Annotated in this window: 14 protein-coding genes; 10 read left to right on the top strand and 4 right to left on the bottom strand. The window is 45.3% G+C overall.

Going from position 1 to position 19,811, the window contains the following annotated elements; all coding sequences use genetic code 11:
- The first annotated feature begins 2 nt into the window (after nt 1-2).
- From ACK3SF_RS05565 to ACK3SF_RS05585, 5 genes are all read left to right on the top strand, one after another.
- Nucleotides 3-389: a CopG family ribbon-helix-helix protein gene (locus ACK3SF_RS05565; protein ID WP_414837709.1), complete on the top strand. Its 387-nt coding sequence runs from the start codon at nt 3-5 to the stop codon at nt 387-389.
- Between the two features lie 27 nt (nt 390-416).
- Nucleotides 417-1,106, top strand: coding sequence for a TVP38/TMEM64 family protein (locus ACK3SF_RS05570; RefSeq protein WP_414837710.1), 690 nt, complete (start codon nt 417-419; stop codon nt 1,104-1,106).
- A gap of 31 nt (nt 1,107-1,137) precedes the next feature.
- A complete protein-coding gene (locus tag ACK3SF_RS05575; protein ID WP_414837711.1) occupies nt 1,138-1,515 on the top strand; it encodes a VOC family protein in 378 nt (125 codons plus the stop codon).
- Between the two features lie 68 nt (nt 1,516-1,583).
- Entirely contained in the window at nt 1,584-11,504 is a 9,921-nt protein-coding gene (locus ACK3SF_RS05580; RefSeq protein ID WP_414837712.1) for a helicase HerA domain-containing protein, read from the top strand.
- 20 nt (nt 11,505-11,524) lie between these two features.
- Entirely contained in the window at nt 11,525-12,664 is a 1,140-nt protein-coding gene (locus tag ACK3SF_RS05585) for a hypothetical protein (protein WP_414837713.1), read from the top strand.
- Nucleotides 12,665-13,246: 582 nt separating this feature from the next.
- On the opposite strand, the gene ACK3SF_RS05590 is transcribed toward ACK3SF_RS05585, so the two are convergent.
- Nucleotides 13,247-13,567 (bottom strand): tRNA-binding protein, encoded by a 321-nt coding sequence (locus tag ACK3SF_RS05590; RefSeq protein ID WP_414837714.1) that lies wholly within the window; start codon nt 13,565-13,567, stop codon nt 13,247-13,249.
- 223 nt (nt 13,568-13,790) lie between these two features.
- On the opposite strand from ACK3SF_RS05590, the gene ACK3SF_RS05595 reads away from it, so the two are divergent.
- Nucleotides 13,791-14,870 carry a M24 family metallopeptidase gene (locus ACK3SF_RS05595; RefSeq protein WP_414837715.1) on the top strand — a complete coding sequence of 360 codons (1,080 nt, stop codon included), beginning with the start codon at nt 13,791-13,793 and terminating at the stop codon, nt 14,868-14,870.
- Here ACK3SF_RS05595 and ACK3SF_RS05600 read toward each other — a convergent pair.
- Nucleotides 14,867-15,151, bottom strand: coding sequence for a winged helix DNA-binding protein (locus ACK3SF_RS05600; RefSeq protein ID WP_414837716.1), 285 nt, complete (start codon nt 15,149-15,151; stop codon nt 14,867-14,869). The genes ACK3SF_RS05595 and ACK3SF_RS05600 overlap by 4 nt on opposite strands.
- Before the next feature lie 126 nt (nt 15,152-15,277).
- Here ACK3SF_RS05600 and ACK3SF_RS05605 point away from each other — a divergent pair, with 126 nt between their 5' ends.
- From ACK3SF_RS05605 to radA, 3 genes are all read left to right on the top strand, one after another.
- Entirely contained in the window at nt 15,278-15,475 is a 198-nt protein-coding gene (locus ACK3SF_RS05605; protein WP_414837717.1) for a histone, read from the top strand.
- Nucleotides 15,476-15,570: 95 nt separating this feature from the next.
- Nucleotides 15,571-16,572 (top strand): DUF2240 family protein, encoded by a 1,002-nt coding sequence (locus tag ACK3SF_RS05610; RefSeq protein ID WP_414837718.1) that lies wholly within the window; start codon nt 15,571-15,573, stop codon nt 16,570-16,572.
- Between the two features lie 7 nt (nt 16,573-16,579).
- Nucleotides 16,580-17,539, top strand: a complete 960-nt coding sequence (gene radA, locus ACK3SF_RS05615) for a DNA repair and recombination protein RadA (RefSeq protein ID WP_414837719.1) — start codon at nt 16,580-16,582, stop codon at nt 17,537-17,539.
- A gap of 34 nt (nt 17,540-17,573) precedes the next feature.
- Here the strand turns inward: radA and ACK3SF_RS05620 are convergent, their stop codons facing one another.
- Complete coding sequence (locus ACK3SF_RS05620) at nt 17,574-18,239, bottom strand: hypothetical protein (RefSeq protein ID WP_414837720.1); 666 nt, start codon at nt 18,237-18,239, stop codon at nt 17,574-17,576.
- Nucleotides 18,240-18,343: 104 nt separating this feature from the next.
- Between ACK3SF_RS05620 and ACK3SF_RS05625 the strand changes: the two genes are divergently transcribed.
- Nucleotides 18,344-19,081 carry a hypothetical protein gene (locus ACK3SF_RS05625; protein WP_414837721.1) on the top strand — a complete coding sequence of 246 codons (738 nt, stop codon included), beginning with the start codon at nt 18,344-18,346 and terminating at the stop codon, nt 19,079-19,081.
- A gap of 1 nt (nt 19,082) precedes the next feature.
- On the opposite strand, the gene ACK3SF_RS05630 is transcribed toward ACK3SF_RS05625, so the two are convergent.
- Nucleotides 19,083-19,760: a hypothetical protein gene (locus ACK3SF_RS05630; protein WP_414837722.1), complete on the bottom strand. Its 678-nt coding sequence runs from the start codon at nt 19,758-19,760 to the stop codon at nt 19,083-19,085.
- Between the last annotated feature and the right edge of the window lie 51 nt (nt 19,761-19,811).

Consider the following 19,811-nt stretch of genomic DNA (forward strand, 5'->3'; position numbering starts at 1 on the left):
TTATGGAAATAATAAGTCTTTCAGTAGATGACGAGACCCTGAAAAAAATAGAGGAAATACAGAGTTCATCTAATTTTAATGGACGTAGTGAGCTTTTCCGGAAGGCTATAGAGGGCCTGCATCAGGAGATGAATGAACGGAAGAAACTGGAAGGAAATCTTAACGCCGTTATAATAACACGGCACCCGCACAAAAACGAGAACAACATCTCCGAGATATCCCACAGCTTTGACAACATAATCACGACCCAGTTACACAGCAAGCTTGACAACGACAAATGTCTCGAGGTCTTCCATACGGACGGATCTGCCGAGGAAGTTATAGAGTTCTACAACGCTCTTGAAGGAAGCAAGCACACCGAGTCAGTGAACATACTTCCACAGAACTAATAATCTTCTCGCCAAAAAGTTGCACAGATGGACCACGACAGGATAAAAGAGTCAATAAACATCAGAAACTTACTTATCCTCGCAACTCTAGCCGCAGGCCTCTACGGAATCACAGTATTCACAGTAGGCCAGCTTGACATACTTTTTGATCCAGAGAAACTGGCACAGATACTTGGGCCTCTAGGCCCTCCGGGAATAATAGCAGGCCAGATAGCGCAGGTGCTTCTTGCACCTATCCCTCCAGTCACAGCTGTTGTAAGCGGCCTGCTGTATGGGCCATGGCTTGGAGCATTTTACAGCATCATAGGAGCCTCTACAGGAAGTGTAATAGCTGTTTTTCTTTCAAGGAAGTACGGGAGGCCTGTTGTAGAAAAGTTCGTCAGCGATCAGGCGATGGAAAAGTTCGATGAATATACCCAGAAAACTGGATACCTGCCGTTTATTATCCTTTTTGTACTTCCAGGGTTTCCTGATGACGCTCTGTGCTTCATAGCAGGACTTACGAATCTTGACTGGAAAATACTTGCCTTTATAGGATCTGTAGGCCGGCTCCCCGGAATCCTTATGCTTACTACTACAGGCCACTCCGTAGCAGAGGCCAATCTGGTTCTTTTCGCAGTAGTATCTTCTGCTGTAGTATCTATAAGCTTATTCTCTGTCAGGTATAGAAGAGAGATAGAATCCTGGATTGATGGAAGGATCGGCTGGACAGGATAAACTTGTAAAGAAACAGTGGGAAAAATAATGCATGAAGCTTGCTCACACGATGCTCAGAGTCTCAGATCCTGAAAAAGTGATAGATTTCTACAAAGAGGCCTTTGAAATGGAGCTGAAAAGGGAAAAGGAGATGGAAACATTCACACTGTATTTCCTCGGACATCCCGGACAGACAGCGGAGATAGAACTGACATACAACCATGGAGAAGACGATAGATACGAGAAAGGAGCAGGATTTGGACACATAGCTATTCATACGCCAGAAGACATGAGTCTTGAAGAGGCCTATGAAAAAGCTGTAGAAGCCGGAGGAGAGGATTATCGTCCGCCGGAAGAATGTCCGGGAGACTATGCTTTCGTGAAGGATCCTGAAGGATACGAAGTTGAGATCCTGGCAAGATCAGATTAAGCACTGGAAAGCGGTGGAGAATACGGTTTCCACCCAACATACTTCAAATAGGAGAACAGAATAATTACGTGGGCAAGAGAATGAAGAACAAGAAACTCGGAGCTTTTCTGATAGGCCTGTTTGTCACATCCCTAATGGTGTTCACAGGCACAAGCGCAAGCCTTCAGGCCTCAGATATCTGCGACGCCGAGTCCGGAGACACATGCACCATCTCAAGTTCTTATGCTCTGAACGGAGATACTCTGAATTATTCAGGAACAGTGAACTTTGAGTCAGGTGCCAGCTTGACAGGTGGAGGAGATATCTACGCCGATGAATTTACAGGCCTTAACAATCTGGATCTGGAAAACGGTGACACCGGAAATTTTTACCTATGTGAAAGGACGGGCGGTGTCACATGCAGGCCCGAATCAGATTCAGGCGTCTCACTGGACACAAGTTACGAACTTGACTCAAGTAGATTCCTTTTCAGACAGATCAACGACAACTGGAGTTCTGGATACGTGAACTGGACGGATGATTTATCCCGTACTTCTGATCTCAACAGCAGCTTCAGCGACATGGAAGTAAATTATACTGTTTCCGGACTGACAGAGAATCTTGATTTCAAAATTTTCCAGGAAGGATCCCAGCTTACAACTCAGGACTCTGGAATAAATTTCTCACATATAATAAATAGAAGTTTCACTGATGGGACAAGTAGTGGACTGACTACCGGAAACAGTCTGCGTCTAAAGGCTTCTTCTACTAGTGTGGCAGATATTGCGAGTAATCATAACGGGGACGAAACCAGTAGCCCAAATAATTACCCTTTCCGAAACAGATTCTCCCCAACAAACACCGCTTACATCAATGGAGTTTGGTTGGCATCCGGGTACGAGACTGATATGAGTTACAATATTACAAATATTGACACAGGTAGAAAAGTCGTATCTGGAACGCACTTCCATAGTGGTGGTTTCCCAACTACAGATCAGATAAGCTATGACTTCCAGTTGTCCGAGTTTGAGACAGTGAAACTTAACTCCAGTGACACATACGAGGTTGCATGGAGTGCTGATGATAGTCAGGGCTACTATGGAGGCAGCATACCATATACAGATTCAGGTATAGAATGGACATATTCTAATAGAGAAGCACAAGACGGGAACGCATGGAACGTAGGAGTAAATATTATAGATGGTTATCAAAGTTCAGGAGCTTACACTTCTCAGCCTCTAGATGCTGGCGAAAAGATAGACTGGAATAGTTCCTATGTAGATATCTCTGAACCTGAATCAACCAGTATAAACACCTCATTTGCAGAAAATACGAGCAATAGCGGCACCTGGACATACTATGATTCAATAAAAAATGTGCCAGACTCACGCTACATAAAATACAAAATAGAGATGAGTACAGAGGATAGTTCGATAACACCAGTAGTAGATTCTATCGATATATCCTTTAATCCTAACGGTCAGGATGGGGTTATTGAAGTTTCCCAGAACATAACTGGAGAGAACAAATTCGAAGTACTGGAGACTACTCCCCCATCATATACTTCTCAGACACAGGGGAAAAATATTGTAGGAGCGCAAAACTACAATACTCTATCCTCTACGATTCAGGATTCAGGATCAGGCCTCAGGAAGGCAGTTCTTGCCACGAATGAAACCGGCTCTATGGAGAACAAGACGTCTTACACACAGAATTTTAACGGAGAGTTTTCGGAACAGACCGCAAGCTTTGACTGGAAAAACAGTTCTTTCCAGGGAGATTTCGCAGAGATTGAATGGCAGATCTGGTTCAGTGATATCGCAGGGAACTGGCAGAAAACCAGTGTGAAACAGTTTAAGGTAGATGGTATACCGCCGGAGATCTCAAATCTTGACTATCAGAATACTGTGGACGTGGATGAGGGATCCACCCAGATAACTTTTGATGTCACCGAATCTGAGACAGATCTGAACTCAGTCATCATAAGAGAAAATTCTACAGGAGGCCTTGAAAATACAACATTGACTAGTCCTTACAGCTATACTCTCTCGACGAATACTCCTTCGGAAGTAGATTTCACTGTATTCGCTGAGGATACAAAGGAAAACGTTGAACAGTCTTCAGGCACTGTAAGCTTCCAGAACATCAGTATAACCAAGTCATTGAACGCATCTGTAGTTAATTCCAGTGAGGCCTTTGAGATATCAGGATCTGCAGTGTTGAGGCCTTACGGGACGGCTTTAACTTCTGATCTGGATTTATGGGCAGATATCGAGGGATGGACGAATCTTGGATCTATATCGCCTGTTGATGGAGCTTTTTCAAGAGTTGAAACTATCAAAAAACCAGGAACGCATGAAATAAAATTAAATACAACACAGAACGGAATATACGGAGTTAGTGAAGGATCTATAGATGTTCTTCTGGATATAAACACTGTTTCAACAGTTTTTGACTCTACAGGAAACTCTCATGTGGATATCGATACTTCAAACAAGAATCTGAATCTTTCAGCGAATATTTCAAGGCCTGTAGATGGCAGCGTTCAGACAGTGATAGCAAATGTTTCGATGCCTGATGGAACATACAGAGAATTTGAACTCGGGACGAACGAGGGACATACATGGTACAGAGAAATCGATACAGATCAGGAGTTTGGAAGTCTGCAGGGCGAGTACAGTGTAACTTTCAGTGCTGAGACGACTGAAGGCCTTGGAAGTAATCTCCCTGCGAAAAGTTTCTATATTGAAAATATTACTGTTGATTCAGAGCTCAGTGACAGCGTTGTCAGTATCGGGGAGGATTCTGAGATATCTGGAAATGTTATTTTGAGGCCTTACGGCGAAAGACTCGATGGTGGATCTGTAGAGGCCTCTAAAGGTTCTTTCTCCAGCGATTTCCCTGTGAACGGTACAGGGTACTACTCTGGTAGCGTGTTCTTTGATGAGCCAGGTAACAAGACTGTTAATCTACAGTACGTGGATGAGAATGGTATTAAAGGCGTTAATTCTACGGAGATATCTGTTCTTAATCTTTCTGCCAGAATTACTGATGTCAGCACTGATAACGGCAATCTAAAGGTTTTCAGAGATTCTGATTCCGAGCCCGATGTAAGTTTCACAGATAACGTATCAGCTGACACGGAAAATCCTATGCCTGTTAGAGAAGTTGATCTAATCTATGATAGGCCTGAAGGCTGGCAGGGAACTTACAGTAGCTCTGTTGGGAATCTTTCCCCAGGAGAGTATGGCTCTGTGAATCCTGTTTTTGATATCGAGGCCGGTGCAGAGCTTGGCGTTAAGAATATCAGTATTTCGACTTCAACACAGGAAGACATCCAGGACACCGATAATGTCTCTGTAGAGGTCTGGACCCGTTCGGAGTCAGAGTATGTCAATCTTGATTATAATTCTTTGAACTCTATCAACAGGAATCTGGAGCTATACAGCATCTATGCAAACGTTACTGACACTGTAAACGGCGAACCGCTTGAAAACATCGATGTGCAGCTGATAAGTCAGGACGAGAGTATAGACCTCACCGAGACCTCTAATTCGACGGGCGGCGTAAACTTCACTCTTGATCTGTCTCAGCTGAGCACCGGAGAGTACGGAGTATCGATGCGTACATTTACCAACGAACAGGAGTTCGTTGAGACATCTGAGACAGTCAGCTCCAACCTTGTTGACATAGCGATCCAGGGAGTGATGCAGAAAGGAACGCAGAACAGTATAGACCCTGTATACAGAAGCAATGACTCAGTACAGCCTACAACAGGGATCTCAGGCATCATAGAAGACAGCACCGGCAACCCTCTTGAAGGCGCCACCGTAACAGGAGAGATAAATGGAGAAGGCCTCGGAGAAAAACAGACTGACAGCAACGGATACTACGGCTTCTCTTACAATCCTCCGGATAATATTCAGCCAGGAAATTATGCTGCAGAACTTGAGGCCTCCAAGACAGACTTCAAAACCTTTAATTTCAACAGGACTGTGGAAGTACGTGGCGCTCTTAACCTGAACAATAATCTGGAGAAAAATGTCCTAGGGAGAGGCCTCTCACACAACGTAGTTGCCAGTGTAACTAACGAGTACGGTGAAAATGTTCCCGGAAATGTTTCATGGTTCCTGAACTCCACAAAGGTGGGATCCGGGAAGAATACGGAGATCGACATACCTGAAAGCTTTGACAGAGGATTCTATACTCTGGAGGCATCTACGGACAGGGATTTCTTCGATGATGACTCAGATTCTGTAGACGTGAACGTGTACGGACAGGCCTCTGTAGAGATGACTCCTGAAGACTTCACAATAAGATCAGGGAACACAGTCACCTTTGAGGCCTCTGTAACGGACGATAACAGTTCACAGAGCATATCTGATTATCCTGTAACTTTTGAAGTGAATGGACAGACATATGAGAGAACTACGAACAATTCAGGGATTGCAACATTTGATTGGACGAGTACAACAGGAGAATACGATGTAGAGGCCTCGATAAATGATAATGCTTCTCTGAACTACAATGCCACTGATTCGAACGACGTGACAGAGGTTTTCGTCGGCGATAAACTTTACCTGGATACTTTCAGGTTTTCTGAAAACGTGATCAATCGGTTCCCTGAGACTCCAGACCAGACCAGAATAAGACTGAATCTTACACGCACCTCCAATACTATAGAAAGAGTGCCTGTAAGCAATGAAGAAGTCTCGTTCACAGTGAACGGATCTGAGACAGTGTCATGTACAACAGGTGAGGATGGAACATGCGGCGGATCACTTTGGTACAATCCTACAGATGCAGTTACTCCAGGGAATCTTACAGTACAGGCCTCTACAGATAGATCGAACTGGATCGACGTCAGTGATTCAAGGAAGCTTGCGGTCAGAGGCCTGATGATTACATCGCTTGAATCGCCGGCTGATGGAACAAATCTTGCGCGTGGAGACTCAGTCCAGCTTGAAGCAGTTACAGATACTTTCAGTGGAGGGATTGTTGAAAGAGATATGACATGGACTCTTGACGGCACAGAGATTGCCAGCGGATACACCACGTCCTGGGACATACCTGTAACACAGGACACCGGCGTTAAAACACTTACAGCTACTGGAGACGGCGAATTCTTCGATTCCAGCAGCGACAGCATCGATATCACTATTCTTGGACAGGCCTCAGTAAATCTCCTGGAGCCGGACAACAGTAGTACTATAGGATACAGTCAGAACAGAAACGTCCGATGTGAAGTTGTAAGCGGACTGGACAGCCGCATACAGGGCTATCCTGTGGAATTTGTCGAGAACAGTTCAGGAGTCATGGAGACGTTCGCACAGTCAGTTACAGAGAACACCGGATCAGGCCTTGTAGCTGAGGCCTCATGGAGTCCTCCAGAAAAGATAACGAGTGTCGAGATGGGCTGTAGGATTGATACCAACGAGACGCTTGGATATCTGAAGGATCAAGGCCTTTCCACAAGAATCTATGAGACAGAAGACGATAGTCCGCCAGAGATAAGCAATCTTCAGGTTCCTGATCGTGTTGATCCCGGAGAAGTCGCTGATATAGAGTTCAATGCTTCGGATGAGATCGGTATCGACAGGATTGATGTTCAGGTACTTGATCCTGTGTTCAACGAGCTTGGAAGCGATGATATAAACATAGTTAATACAACGGGTACGGGCTACCGTGTAGAGGTGCAGACACAGAGTTCTACTCAGGGAACTTATCGTGTGGATCTTGAGATATTTGATCCTTCAGGTAACTCCAAAGAGTTGCGGAGGACTTTCGACGCCCAGCCTGGAGGAAATCTGAATATAGATAACAAAAACATAGATGCAGGAGAGATAACATTCACCGAAGGCCTTACCGAAGAAGTAGGTGTAAGCTTCCAGAAAGAGGAGAACGATGGAGCAAATCTGAAGATAAATGTAAGCTCCAGTGTACTAGATTTCAATACTTCTGAGTATGTCTGTGGCGATATCAATCCTGGAAATTACTGTAACAGAACATTTGAGGTAACTGTTCCTCCAGGCACCAGTCCTACCGGAAGCTCTCCTATCTATGCATCTTTCAGAGCAGTCTGGGATAAAACTGATGGAACAGATGAGACAGCGAGTATTGGAGATTTCACAGAAGTTAACGTCGCAAGGAATCCGCAGTTCAGCGAGGAAACAGGAGAAAAAATAATTACAGGCCTCAGTGACAGCAGTACCGCAATAAATACCAGCGACATAAACAATGCATTCAGAGCAAATTCCTCCGGGAACGTGCCGGTACAGGACTACGAAGTGATCTATCACGAAGAAAATCTGCCGGAAGAATGGCTGACGGTATACAACGGTGAGAGATCATCAATAGATCCCGGCCAGGTTGTAGATACGGATGTAGGAATAAACATCACAGACGGTACAGGTCCCGGAAACTACACAGGCCTCTTCGAGTTCCGCAGCTCAAATTACGGTAATATTACACGTGTTATAGCGATAAATCTGGATGCGAGGCCTGAATTTGAGGCTCCGGAAAAGATTTCAGCGTCGGCAGTTAGAGGTTCTTCGGGAAGTCTTGGAAGCCTGAAGTTGAATTCTACAGGAAACGTTGATCTATCACTGGAGGCGGCTGCTACCAACAATGCAGGAGTTAACAGCACGTGTGCGAAAAATATCGGGCCTGCTACGACACCAGTAACTCTGGAGAAACAGAGCAGTAAAGTCATAGATATCCAGTATAACTTTTCAGACGTTACTCTGAACTCGAATTCCTGTACACCGAAGATAGAGTTCACACCAGAAAAACCGGAGTATGATACAAGCCAGATAACAGAGTTCAGCATAAGTCTGCTTGACTTCACTCTTGATGCCTCTGCAGACGAAGTCTCTGCTATGCCAGGAGATGAAGCAGGCCTGAACTTTACAGCAAATATTGGAGATAGTCCGAGAACAACAAATCTCGATTACACTGTTTTCGTTGGCGGGAAAGAGGCCTCTATAACTGACAGCTCGATTACAGGGGATGGCTTCAGTCTGAATTATACTGTTCCTGATGTTGAGGATGCCAGGAGCCATGATGTCAGGCTGGAGGTCTACGACGAGGAGAACGGAGTTTCCCAGTCCCAGGTTTTCCGGGATTATGTCTCTGTTCCTGATGTGACTCCTCCGGATTTCGGAGAAGTAGATATAGACGGCGTTAATCCTGGAGAGGATCAGGATATCCGTGTTCCTGTAATAGACAACAGTATCGACGGCGTACAGAGCATCTCCATGACTTTGAATGGCGAAAACTTTTCAGAAAGTTACAGTCTCGTGGAGGACGGTCCTGAATGGATCACAACAGTAGAGAATATCTCTGAAGGAATTTATACCGCCAACTTCACGGCCGTAGATCCTTCAGGCCTTGAATCGACAGCCAGTGATCGTTTCAGAGTATCCGAGAGCGCAAGCTTTAACGGAAGCTTCACAAGTTCCGCCGGCGATGTGAACAGTGATGCGACTATTACTCTTAGCGATAGCAGCACCGGCAGGACAGTGTCCAGTAAAGTCGGTGAAGACGGCAGCTACAGCCTGGATATCAAGACAGGTACCTATGACCTCAACGTGGCTTTCGAGGGCCAGAAGATAACAATGAACAATACGTTGATCAACAGTTCGAACATGTCTTTCAGGGCAGAGAAACTTTCAGAGGCCCAGACTTCAGGCCTTACTCCTTCATCGCAGACTTCCAGCAGGATTACAGGTATAGGAGTCGATACCAGCTTGGAGCCGGAGTCAAGTGAGATAACATTCAATTATTCAGGCCTTGATCTTCCTGATGGATACCAGATATCAGAGCTGAAAGTCGCAAGATGTGGAGAGTACGATTACAGTAATCTTCGATGTAACACTGACAGCTTTGAAGTGCTAGATCTTGAGCCTCTTGATGTGAACAAGGCCCGTGAAACGATAACAGTTGATACAGACGGATTCTCCTCATACACACTTTTCGCTCCTTCCGAAGACACAGGACAGGATCAGAACAACAATCAGGAGCAGGATAGCGGCGGGGGAGGCGGAGGCGGCGGAAGCTTCCCTGAAGATGCTCTCAACGATATAAATGACTCTGTTTCAGAGACTAAGGAGAAAGTCGAGAATCTTTCAGGCCGGCTGAACGATACTACCGAGACACCAGGAGCAGAGCTCGGAAGCAGTTCGATAAATGCGGAGTTGAGGCCTGGAGAATCGATGACTGTTTCTCTTTCCGTTGCCAATACGGCAAATGATTCACAGACTTTCATCTTTGATACCAATGATGTTGTCAGAGATTACATTGATGTAACGGATAGTGTAACTCTTGCTCCAGGAGAATCCCGTGATGTAATACTGAATATTTCATCCCCTGCTGATGAACTGGCAGGCAGCTACTCGGGAACCCTGAGTGTTGAAAGCGATGAGATTAATACAGAGATACCTGTAAACGTCCAGATTCTGCCTCCGCAGAACAAATTGCTGGATATGTCTCTTGACCCAGTATTCAGTACAGTGAGGCCTGGAGAGGCCTTGCAGATAGAGACAACTTTCAGTAATCAGGGATACGCCCGGAATGTTGATGTTACTGCTAAGATTGATGTGATTGATCCTGATACGAACGCCAGTATAGCCAGTATTTCGGAGACTGTGGCCGTTGGAACTACATTGAACCGTGTGTTCGAAATCGATATTCCACGGGATACAGAGCTGAAAAGCTATGCGATCAGAGGATCTGCACGTTACACCAATCTTGATGTTGCACGAGTTGCTACAGCAGCTTCTTCGATAGAGATCGATATGCCTTTCTGGAGTCGTACTTTCTTCGGATTCACCTACCAGAATATAGGCCTTGGATTCCTCTTGCTCTTGCTTGTCTCCAGTACAGGCCTCGGACTGTATCATTACAAGAGAAAGAAGGAGCTTCAGAAGAAGCGTTACATGGAGAATATTGATCTTGATACCATACCTACCGGTGGAAACAATCAGGCCTACCTAGGGCAGCTTGCTGAGGTCGGTACCAGGACCTTCCTGAACCTTGATGATCTTACTACGCACGCTCTGATAGCAGGTGCAACCGGTTCAGGGAAGACCGTTACCGGACAGGTAATGGTGGAGGAGGCCTTGGAGAACGGAGCAAATGTTATTGTCCTGGATCCTACGGCTCAGTGGACAGGATATCTGCGTGAGAACCAGGATGAGAACATGTTCGAGCTGTACGACAAGTTCGGTCTCAGCCGTTCCGATGCAAGAGGATTCGATGGAAACATCAGAGCTGTAGAACCGGGGGAAGAGATCGATATCACACCTTACCTGGAGCAGGATGAGGACGGACAGATCATAGTCTTCTCCCTGCACAAGCTTGACTCAAAGAATATCGACGAGTTCGCAAACAAGACTATCCAGCAGATTTTCGATGCCAACCTGCCTGAGAGAAACGGCCTTGAGACAGTAATCGTATACGACGAGGTACACCGACTTCTGGAGAAGTTCGGTGGAAACGGCGAAGGAATCAAACAGCTTGAAAGAGGAGCCAGAGAGTTCCGTAAATGGGGAGTCGGAATGGTCCTATTGAGCCAGGTAATCTCCGACTTCTCCGGAGAGATCCGTGCAAACATCGGTACGACAGTACAGATGCGTACACAGTACGACGACGATCTTGAAAGAATAAAGAACAAGTTCGGCATCGATACAGTCAAATCCATTGCAAAGGCTGAAGTCGGAAGCGGAATGCTTCAGAGCTCGGACTACAACCATGGAAGGCCTTACTTCATCGATTTCAGGCCTCTGCTCCACAGCCCACACAGATTGAGTGACGAGGAGCTGGACAAGTACGAACAGTACAACAAACGTATCGACAGCATCGAGGAGAAAGTCAACGAGCTGGAGGATCAGGGAGAGGAAGTATACGAGTACCGCAGCGAGCTCAAGTTGACGAAGAGAAACTTGAAGAAGGGAAGTTTCTCACTTGTCGATACCTACATCGATGAGCTGGAAGAAAAGCTTGATATGTAAGGAAGAATAACAGTTTTTCTATGGGAGTACTGGGCCTATTTTCAAACAGCAGTAACGAAGAAACAGTTTCTGATGCAGTATCTGAGGCCCAGGATCAGGTAGAGGACCTGGACGACGGAAAAGAGGAATGGGATCCCAACGAGAACGAGCAGGAGGAAGACCTGAAAGGAGACTCCGAACTTGTCGCAGAGCTGCAAAAGGCAAAAGCCCAGATCGAAGGGATCAAACAACAGCAGGAAAGACTTTCTTCCAAAAATGATCACCTTGAGGAAAACATCGGAGGAATCCGTGAAAACATCAAGGAGATACAGAGTCAGGCCCAGGAATCCATCTCGAAGGCGGAAAAGGCCTCGGACATGGTGGAGGAACTGGAGCCCGAAGAAATCGAGAAAAAACTCTCAAAGCAACACTCCGAACACGAAGAGCTTCGAAGCAAGATAGAGGAGGAACGAGAGAAAAGAAGTGAACTAAGAAATCAGATCAGAGAGTTACGTGGAAAGATCGATGAGATCGGCTCGATTGAAAGCCTCAAGGAGATGAAAGACGACGTCGAGTCGAAACTTGAAACAATAAGCAAACTCGAGGACAAGACCGAAGTACAGGAAAACAAAGTAGAGGATATCTTCCAGGAACTCCAGTCAAAGGCCTCAAAGATAGAGAAAATGGAGGACAAACAGGGAGAACTGGATAACAGATTCACAGATGTAAGGAAACGTTTCGATGATCTCCAGATCAAGTATGAAGGCCTTCCCTCGGAGGACGATTTCAACGATACTGTCGAGGAACTGGAAGATGAGATAGACGAGATAAATGAAGTTGTCGCAGCAGTAGAAAATGCATTCGATGAGATCGAAAAGTTACAGGAAAAGTCTATAGTCACAGAAGATGATCTGGATGAAAAGGCAGATCTCAATACTGTCAAAAACATCGAGGAGAATCTTCAGAACGATATAGAAAACTCGAGGCCTGAAGTCTCACACAGTGACATTGAGGACATACAACAGGAGCTGAATCAAGTTCAGAACAGAATCAATCAACTGGAACAGTCAGACACCCAGGATACCCATGGGGAAGTGACCCGGAAAGAGTTCGATAAACTGCGCGAAGACGTAACCTATCTATCAGAAGCAGTTGTCAAACTCACAAAGAACAACAATTAATTTCTACAGCATCTCGCACAAAGAACCATTTTTCTCCACCCAACTACATACTACTCACATAGCTTCTCATGAGCACTCCACAGACACCAGACTGTGCAAAAAAATCGAACACTACATACATCAAGAGAGTTCACAAAAATCAAACATACCTTTCTTTTTAAAATATACCGACACCACTAAACAAGAATAAAAATTACGGCACCCTACGTCATGAGTGTTCAAGTAGAACAAACACCCACAGAAATTAGAGAGGGCTTCTAGAGGACATTTACAGGCATCTCAGATTCAACGAGTCAATAGTTCCTGGAAAAAGAGAAGATAAAGGAAAAACAGGCCTGTGCACAGAGCCTGTATGCTGACAAAATCGAGACACAAAGGCCTTAACAAACCTTCTTTAATGAGAATCGGATCTTCTTGCCTGGAAAGAAACTATCAAAATTATACCTTCTTTATTGTATGGCAGATCTGTCTGGCATACCCTTGCCCAAGCGTCAAGAATATATCAAGAAACACGCACTCCGCAGAAGATAACATACCTTCTTTATTCTAGGTCATGAGTGTTCAGACTATTCGCACACTCATTCAGTAGAGACTTCCGCCATTGGGAACATCTTTCTCCGGAGCCACCAGGACAGGATTCCCGTCCTTTCCAGGAACTCCTACTGTAAGCACTTCTGATTTGAACCCTGCAATACGTACTTCGCCTAAATCCGTTACACAGAGTACCTCCAGGCCTTCTACCTCATCTGTAGTATGATTGTATCCTAGCTGTGCCGCACTCTGGACCTCTCTGTCACCCAGATCTATCCAGAGTTTCATCATTTCAGGCTTGTTCGATTCCTCGAATTTTTCCGCCTTCAGGACCTCTCCGACGACTATATCGTTTTCAAGAGGATTTTCCATAGAAGGCCCTTAACTCTCTTTATTTTTATTTCACAGGTCCCAAACACGCTGTTCGCTGAGAAAGAACACTCACAGACGCACAATTTTACTCAAAAATAACAACAAAAGCTTTTAAATATAACTGTATGTTCAATAAAAATTAACAATCATGGATTTCTGTGCGTGAGTTTCAGCTCATGTAGAGAGGCCTTGAAGACATAAATGTCGAGGCGAAAGCCTGTTTATGGAGTTCAGAGAACGGATCAGGCAGTGCAGGGCGAAAATGAGGGAAAGAGATATCGATCTGCTGATTGTATCTCCAGGCCATGAGATGCTTTATCTTTCAGGCTACAGAGGAGATGTGAGGAGAAAGCCTTCTCTGCTGGTGATACCCCTGGATGATGAGGCCTTTTTCCTGGTTCCTGAGATAAACAGTGAGGATGTGAGGGAAGTATCCGGTATAGAACGAGTTGTTGGATACAGTGAGAGGCCTTATGAGTTGCTGCGTTCGCATGTAAGTGAGGTAGAGTCTGTAGGTGTGAACGATAGTATGCCTGCAGTATTTGAGTATCCTCTGCGTGAGACTTTGGACGCTGAGTTCCATCTTGCAGGAGTTTTGATAGATGAGATGCGTGAGATAAAAGATGAAAAGGAGTTAGAGAATCTTGAGGCCTCAGCGCAGATAGCCGATAGAATAGTTGAGGATATACGTGAGAATAAAGAGGAGTTTACAGGGCGGAAAGAATCCTATCTTGAAAAATTTATACAGGATAAACTGAGGGAGTACGGTTGTGAGGACGAGGCCTTTCCCACGATGGTTGCATCAGGTAAAAACTCCGGCAAACCCCACCATACTCCGGGAGAAAAAGTGATTAAACCGGGTGAGCCATTGATGCTTGATTTTGGAGGAGTGTTCAACGGATACGTCGGAGATCAGACAAGGACTCTGGTACTGGAAGGCCAGCCACAGGAGAAATTCCAGAGAGTACATTCAGTTGTACTTGAGGCCCAGAAAAAGGCAATTGAGAAAGTGAGGCCTGGCGTTAGTATAGGTGAGATCGATTCTGCGGCCAGGGAAGTGCTTGAAAGAGAGGGCCTGGAAAAGTTTTTCCCGCATAAAATAGGGCACGGTGTAGGCCTCGAGATACATGAGGATCCTGTTTTGAGGCCTGAAAGCAGTGAAAAAGTGAGAGAGGGAATGGTATTCAGTATAGAGCCAGGTGTATACATAGAAGGTGAGTTCGGTGTGAGGATTGAAGACGTTGTTGTAGTGGAAAGCGATGGTGCAAGACGTCTGAATACTACTTCACGGGACTGGAGCTAGTTCTCTTCCTGTTTTTCCAGTTCTGTGAGGAGTTCGCTGCATCTTCTTGCGACTTCTGTGCCTTCATCTGTTAACTCAAGGCGTTTCTTCCTGCCGTCTTTATGAGATTCTACGAGGCCGTATTCCTCCAGTCTGTGGATTATCCTTACTGTATGAGAATAAGTAGCGTCGACTTCTCCGGAGATCTTTGAGGGATAGTTCTCGGAGAACTGGTTGTTTAGCTTTACAAGTATCCTTGCCGGTTTCACGTTTACAAAGAATCTCTCCAGATCCTCCCCCATTCTATAGCCCCGTAATAATTTTGTATTCTAGTACTTAAGAAATGCAGTGATGTATAGGTAGGTGCAGTCCTCTAGAGGTCGTTTTGTTTATAAAATTACCCGGGGAACTGGTTGATGTGAACTACAATGGAATTCTCTATTAGCAAGATGAAGGAAATGATCAAGAGTCAGGGCGACAAAAGAGTATCAGAGGACAGTGCAGAAAAGCTAGGGAACGTGCTTGAAACCTTTGCAGGCGATGTCGCTGAAGAAGCAGTAGCAGTTGCAAAGGAGAACGGAAGAAAGACAGTTAGAGCAGAAGACATTAAAGAAGCTCTAAGATAGTTTCATAGGCCTCTCAAAAGGCCTTTCTACATATCTTCTAAATTCTGTATTTTTTAGTCATCAAGGATTTAAGCTTTAGAACTGAAGTGCTTAATATGGGTTTTGACGAAGTTCTGGAAAAGATAACTGAAGAGACAGAGTTGTCTGAAGACGAAGTAAAAGAAGAAGTAGATGAAAAAATGGACGAGTTCGAAGGCCTTGTATCAGAAGAAGGTGCAATCCATCTTGTAGCCAAAGAATACGGTGTTGAAGTTCAGGGAGCTACAGAGAACGATCTTAAAATTGATAACGTAGTTCCAGAGATGCGCAAGGTAAATATCAAGGCCCGTGTACTGAATATAAGCGATTTGAATACTTTTGAACGGGATGACGAGGAAGAAGACGGTCGTGTACAGAATCTTCTTCTTGGAGACGATACAGGAACGATCAGAGTAACTCTCTGGGACGAACAGACAGAGATAGCGGATCAGATAGAAGAAGGAGATCCTATCGAGATCTCAGGTGCATACACTGTAGAAGACGATCAGGGAAGAGCAGAGATCCGTCTTGGAGATTCCTCGACTGTCAAGATGGCGGACGAGGACGATGTTCCGGAAGTAGAGGCACCGGAAGGAGCCACGACGACAAAGGCCTCTATCAGAGAGGTCAGTGGAGAAGGAAACAGTTACAGCGTCAAAGGCCTCCTAGTGGCTATGTACGCAAGCAATCCTTTCTACAGAGTCGATCCTGAGACAGGTGATACAGCCCGTGAAGACGATGACGGAAATCTTGTAACTGATGATGGAAAGGAGGTCGAAGATCCTGATCACAGGCTAGCCATCACAGGAGTTATAGACGATGGCACTGGAGCTGTAAGAGCTGTTTTCTTCGGTGATCAGGCCCGTAAGGTGCTTGATATCGACGAGGAGACTGAAAGAGAGGGCGATCAGGAGGCTGTTGAAGAGGCAGCTGAAGAAGCTCTCGGCAAGGAGATAAGTATTGAAGGACGTACACGTTACAACGACTACTTTGATCAGACAGAGATTACTGTTAACAGCGTTGACGCAGTTGATCCTGAGAACGAAATCGAAGAACTACTTGACTTAATGGAGGCCTAAGAATAACATGACAGACAATGACAACGATGTAGAACTTGAAGACATCAAAGGTGTAGGTGCCAAGACAGCAGAAAAGCTGAGAGAATCAGGTTACGAGGAACTGATGTCAATAGCCACTATGAGCTCGGGGCAACTGGGCGAAGTGGCAGACCTCGGTGATAAAAAGGCACAGGGCATCATCACAGAAGCAAGGAAGGAGCTCGACATCGGATTTGACAGCGCCAAGGACCGCTACGACGACCGCCAGGAGATGAAGAGAATTACAACAGGATGTGACGCATTCGATGATATCCTCGGTGGCGGAGTGGAGACACAGGCCATCACAGAAGTCTATGGAGAGTACGGATCCGCAAAGACACAGCTTGCACACCAGCTTTCATGCAACGTACAGCTTCCGGAAGAGGAAGGAGGCCTCGGGAAAGGCGTAGTATACATCGACACAGAGGACACTTTCATCCCTGACAGGATCGAACAGATGGCAGAAGCTAATGGACAGGACGTCGAAGAAGTTCTTGACAATATTCACGTTGCAAGGGCCTTTAACTCGGATCACCAGATGCTTCTGACGGATCAGGCTCAGGAAATCTGTCAGAACAACGACATCGGATTGATTGTAGTCGATTCACTGACTGCACAGTTCCGTTCTGACTATGTTGGGCGTGGAGAGCTTGCTCCTCGACAGCAGAAGCTGAACAAGCACATGACAACACTGCTGAGACTGGCGAACGCACACAACATCGCAGTGCTTGTAACAAATCAGGTCATGTCCAATCCGGATCAGATGTTTGGAGATCCAACGAAAGCTATCGGAGGCCACATCGTGGCACACAACTCCGCAGTCAGACTCTACCTGAGAAAGTCCAAGAAGGACAAGAGGATCGCACGGCTTGTCGACTCTCCTTACATGCCTGAAGGAGAGGCCGTCTTCAAGGTAGCCGACAGAGGAATCGTACCTGAAGATTTCTAACCACATATCCAATCTTTTCCTTTTTCTATACACGTTACAGAGAAAGCAGATTCAGTTCATGATCGATAACTTCCTCTGCCTCTCGAATATCTTCAACAGATCTGAATTCTTTATCGGCACGAGACATAGTTGAACCTATATAGAAAACTTTTCCATCAGCTCCGAAGTAAACTTCATCCTCAGCATCTCTACCTGTGATAACATGCATTTCAAGACTCGACCTGTGGACCACATCTTCATCTAGATCATACTTTACCTTTAGGCCTCTACTATCAACTTTCTCCTCCACCAAATCCTGGAACTCTCCTACAGGCCCCATGTACTCGATGTATGAAGTCTCATACGTTTCTTCACTAGAATCTTCCTCAAGCGTTCTCTCTGCAATATTCTCAAATTTTTCTCTAGAGGTCTCATTTATCAACTTGTTTTTCCTGCGTGATTCACGGGCCAGCTCGTGCATATTGCCGATACTTGACTCCGAGTAGTCGATAACTTCCTGAACTTTCTCATCTTTGAGGCCTGTATCAGCAGATATCTCCTCAACAGAGCTCCCTCCCTCATAAAAAGCGGAGAAAACAGTATCAGCAGATACCGTGGCAAGAATATCCGAAGTAGTCTCATTTTCGTCCTTCAAAACAAGGTCGTCTCCAAGCCCTCTCTTGATGTGTTTCCACCCCTTGACAGGCCTCAATTCATCCATGGAAAATCATTGTAGATAAAGACTGAAGTAAGATGCGAAAAATCTCCTTGCAATTTTCACCACTTTTCAGTAGAAATATTAAGACTTGTCCCCTTTAACTCTCTATGGCTCCTCCAAGACAGGAAGTTATCGCAGAACTTGAAGGCTTCTCAACAGGATACAGTGAACGTCTGGATACTTCAGCTAATGACATGGCCTCGGGCATAGCAGCAGTAGCAGTGTATCTGGAAGGCGGAGGAAGAAAAAATATTGCAGAGGCCTACAGGATCGGAAGCCTGATAGGACTGAATACACGGATAGTCGATGACATACTGGATGGAGAGGAAGTTGACGCAGTAACCGATAAACAGGCCTTTCTGAACAATTACATCGACAGTATACACGGAAAAGACGTTTCTCCAGAGGAGAATGAATCAGAAAATATCGCCTATGAAGCCGGCAGATTACTTGGAAGAGAACTTGATACCGAGATAGTAAGTGGTTACATGCAGGACTTCGTGGATATCGCAGTCGAAGAGGACAAATCCAGTAAAGAAGGATACAAAAGCTACAGCAGAGGTATAAGCGCCTCAATAGGAGAATTAGTGGGAATGGCACTGACAGATCTTGATGACTTCGAGGCCGATGCAGACATACTCAACTTTGCGTACGACTTCGCATACCTTGGACAGGTAGCAGATGATAAACTGGACGCCGATACAGGCCTTGGAGACGATATAGATGAGTTCTACAGAGAAGCACAGGAAAGAATTTCAAGACATGGAGCCACCGGAAAGTTCATGGAGAAGGCCTCAAAAGTTTATCCACAGCTATACCGAGGCATGAAGGCCCTGAGAAAGTAGTCTACTGTATGCCGAAAACAGCGTTCCTGTACATCTCACCTGCTCTATTATTAAACTCTTCTGCATCTACCTGTAGAACTTTCCCTCTCTCATCGTCGACAGAGTAAGAGACAAATCCCATATCAGGGCCTATATCTTCGCTCCAGCCGAGATAGACTCCTAATTCGCTGCCTTTCATCTCCCATTCTATATGGATTTCCTCAATATTTTCTGCAACATAGCTTTCAGGCCTGTAAACAATATCTTCGGGAGTAATCGCATCTTTCTCTGCCAGTTCATCCAGAGTTTTTTCCACGAAATCCGGCGCATCTATATCCCGATCATTCTGCTCCAGTTCTTCAGGATCCAAGAGATTGTCCTCGTAAACTCTGGACGCCTCCTCGAAGTCTTCTCCGTTTCTTACAGATTCTGCCACATTGGAAATTCTTTCATCAACGGAGAAATTTTGCACACGATCCGCTAAATCTCTGTATACATCGCCGTTCTCATGCAGATAATTCATCGTTCTGTGGACATCAGAGGCCTCTACTCCAAGAGTTTCAGCGACATCCTCCGAGTCCAGGCCTCTAACTTCATAATGCTCAAACACCTGGATCAACGGCAGAAAATTTTCTTCATCAATCTGCAGAAAAACATCTCCATCCTCCTCAACTATCGCGTCAAACTTTTCCCCGCTCATCTAACTCGAACTTGAGATCCTAAAGTTAAAAATTTGGAGAGAACAGGCCTC

This window comes from Candidatus Nanosalina sp. VS9-1, from assembly GCF_047555085.1.
Taxonomy (GTDB): Archaea; Nanohalarchaeota; Nanosalinia; order Nanosalinales; family Nanosalinaceae; genus Nanosalina.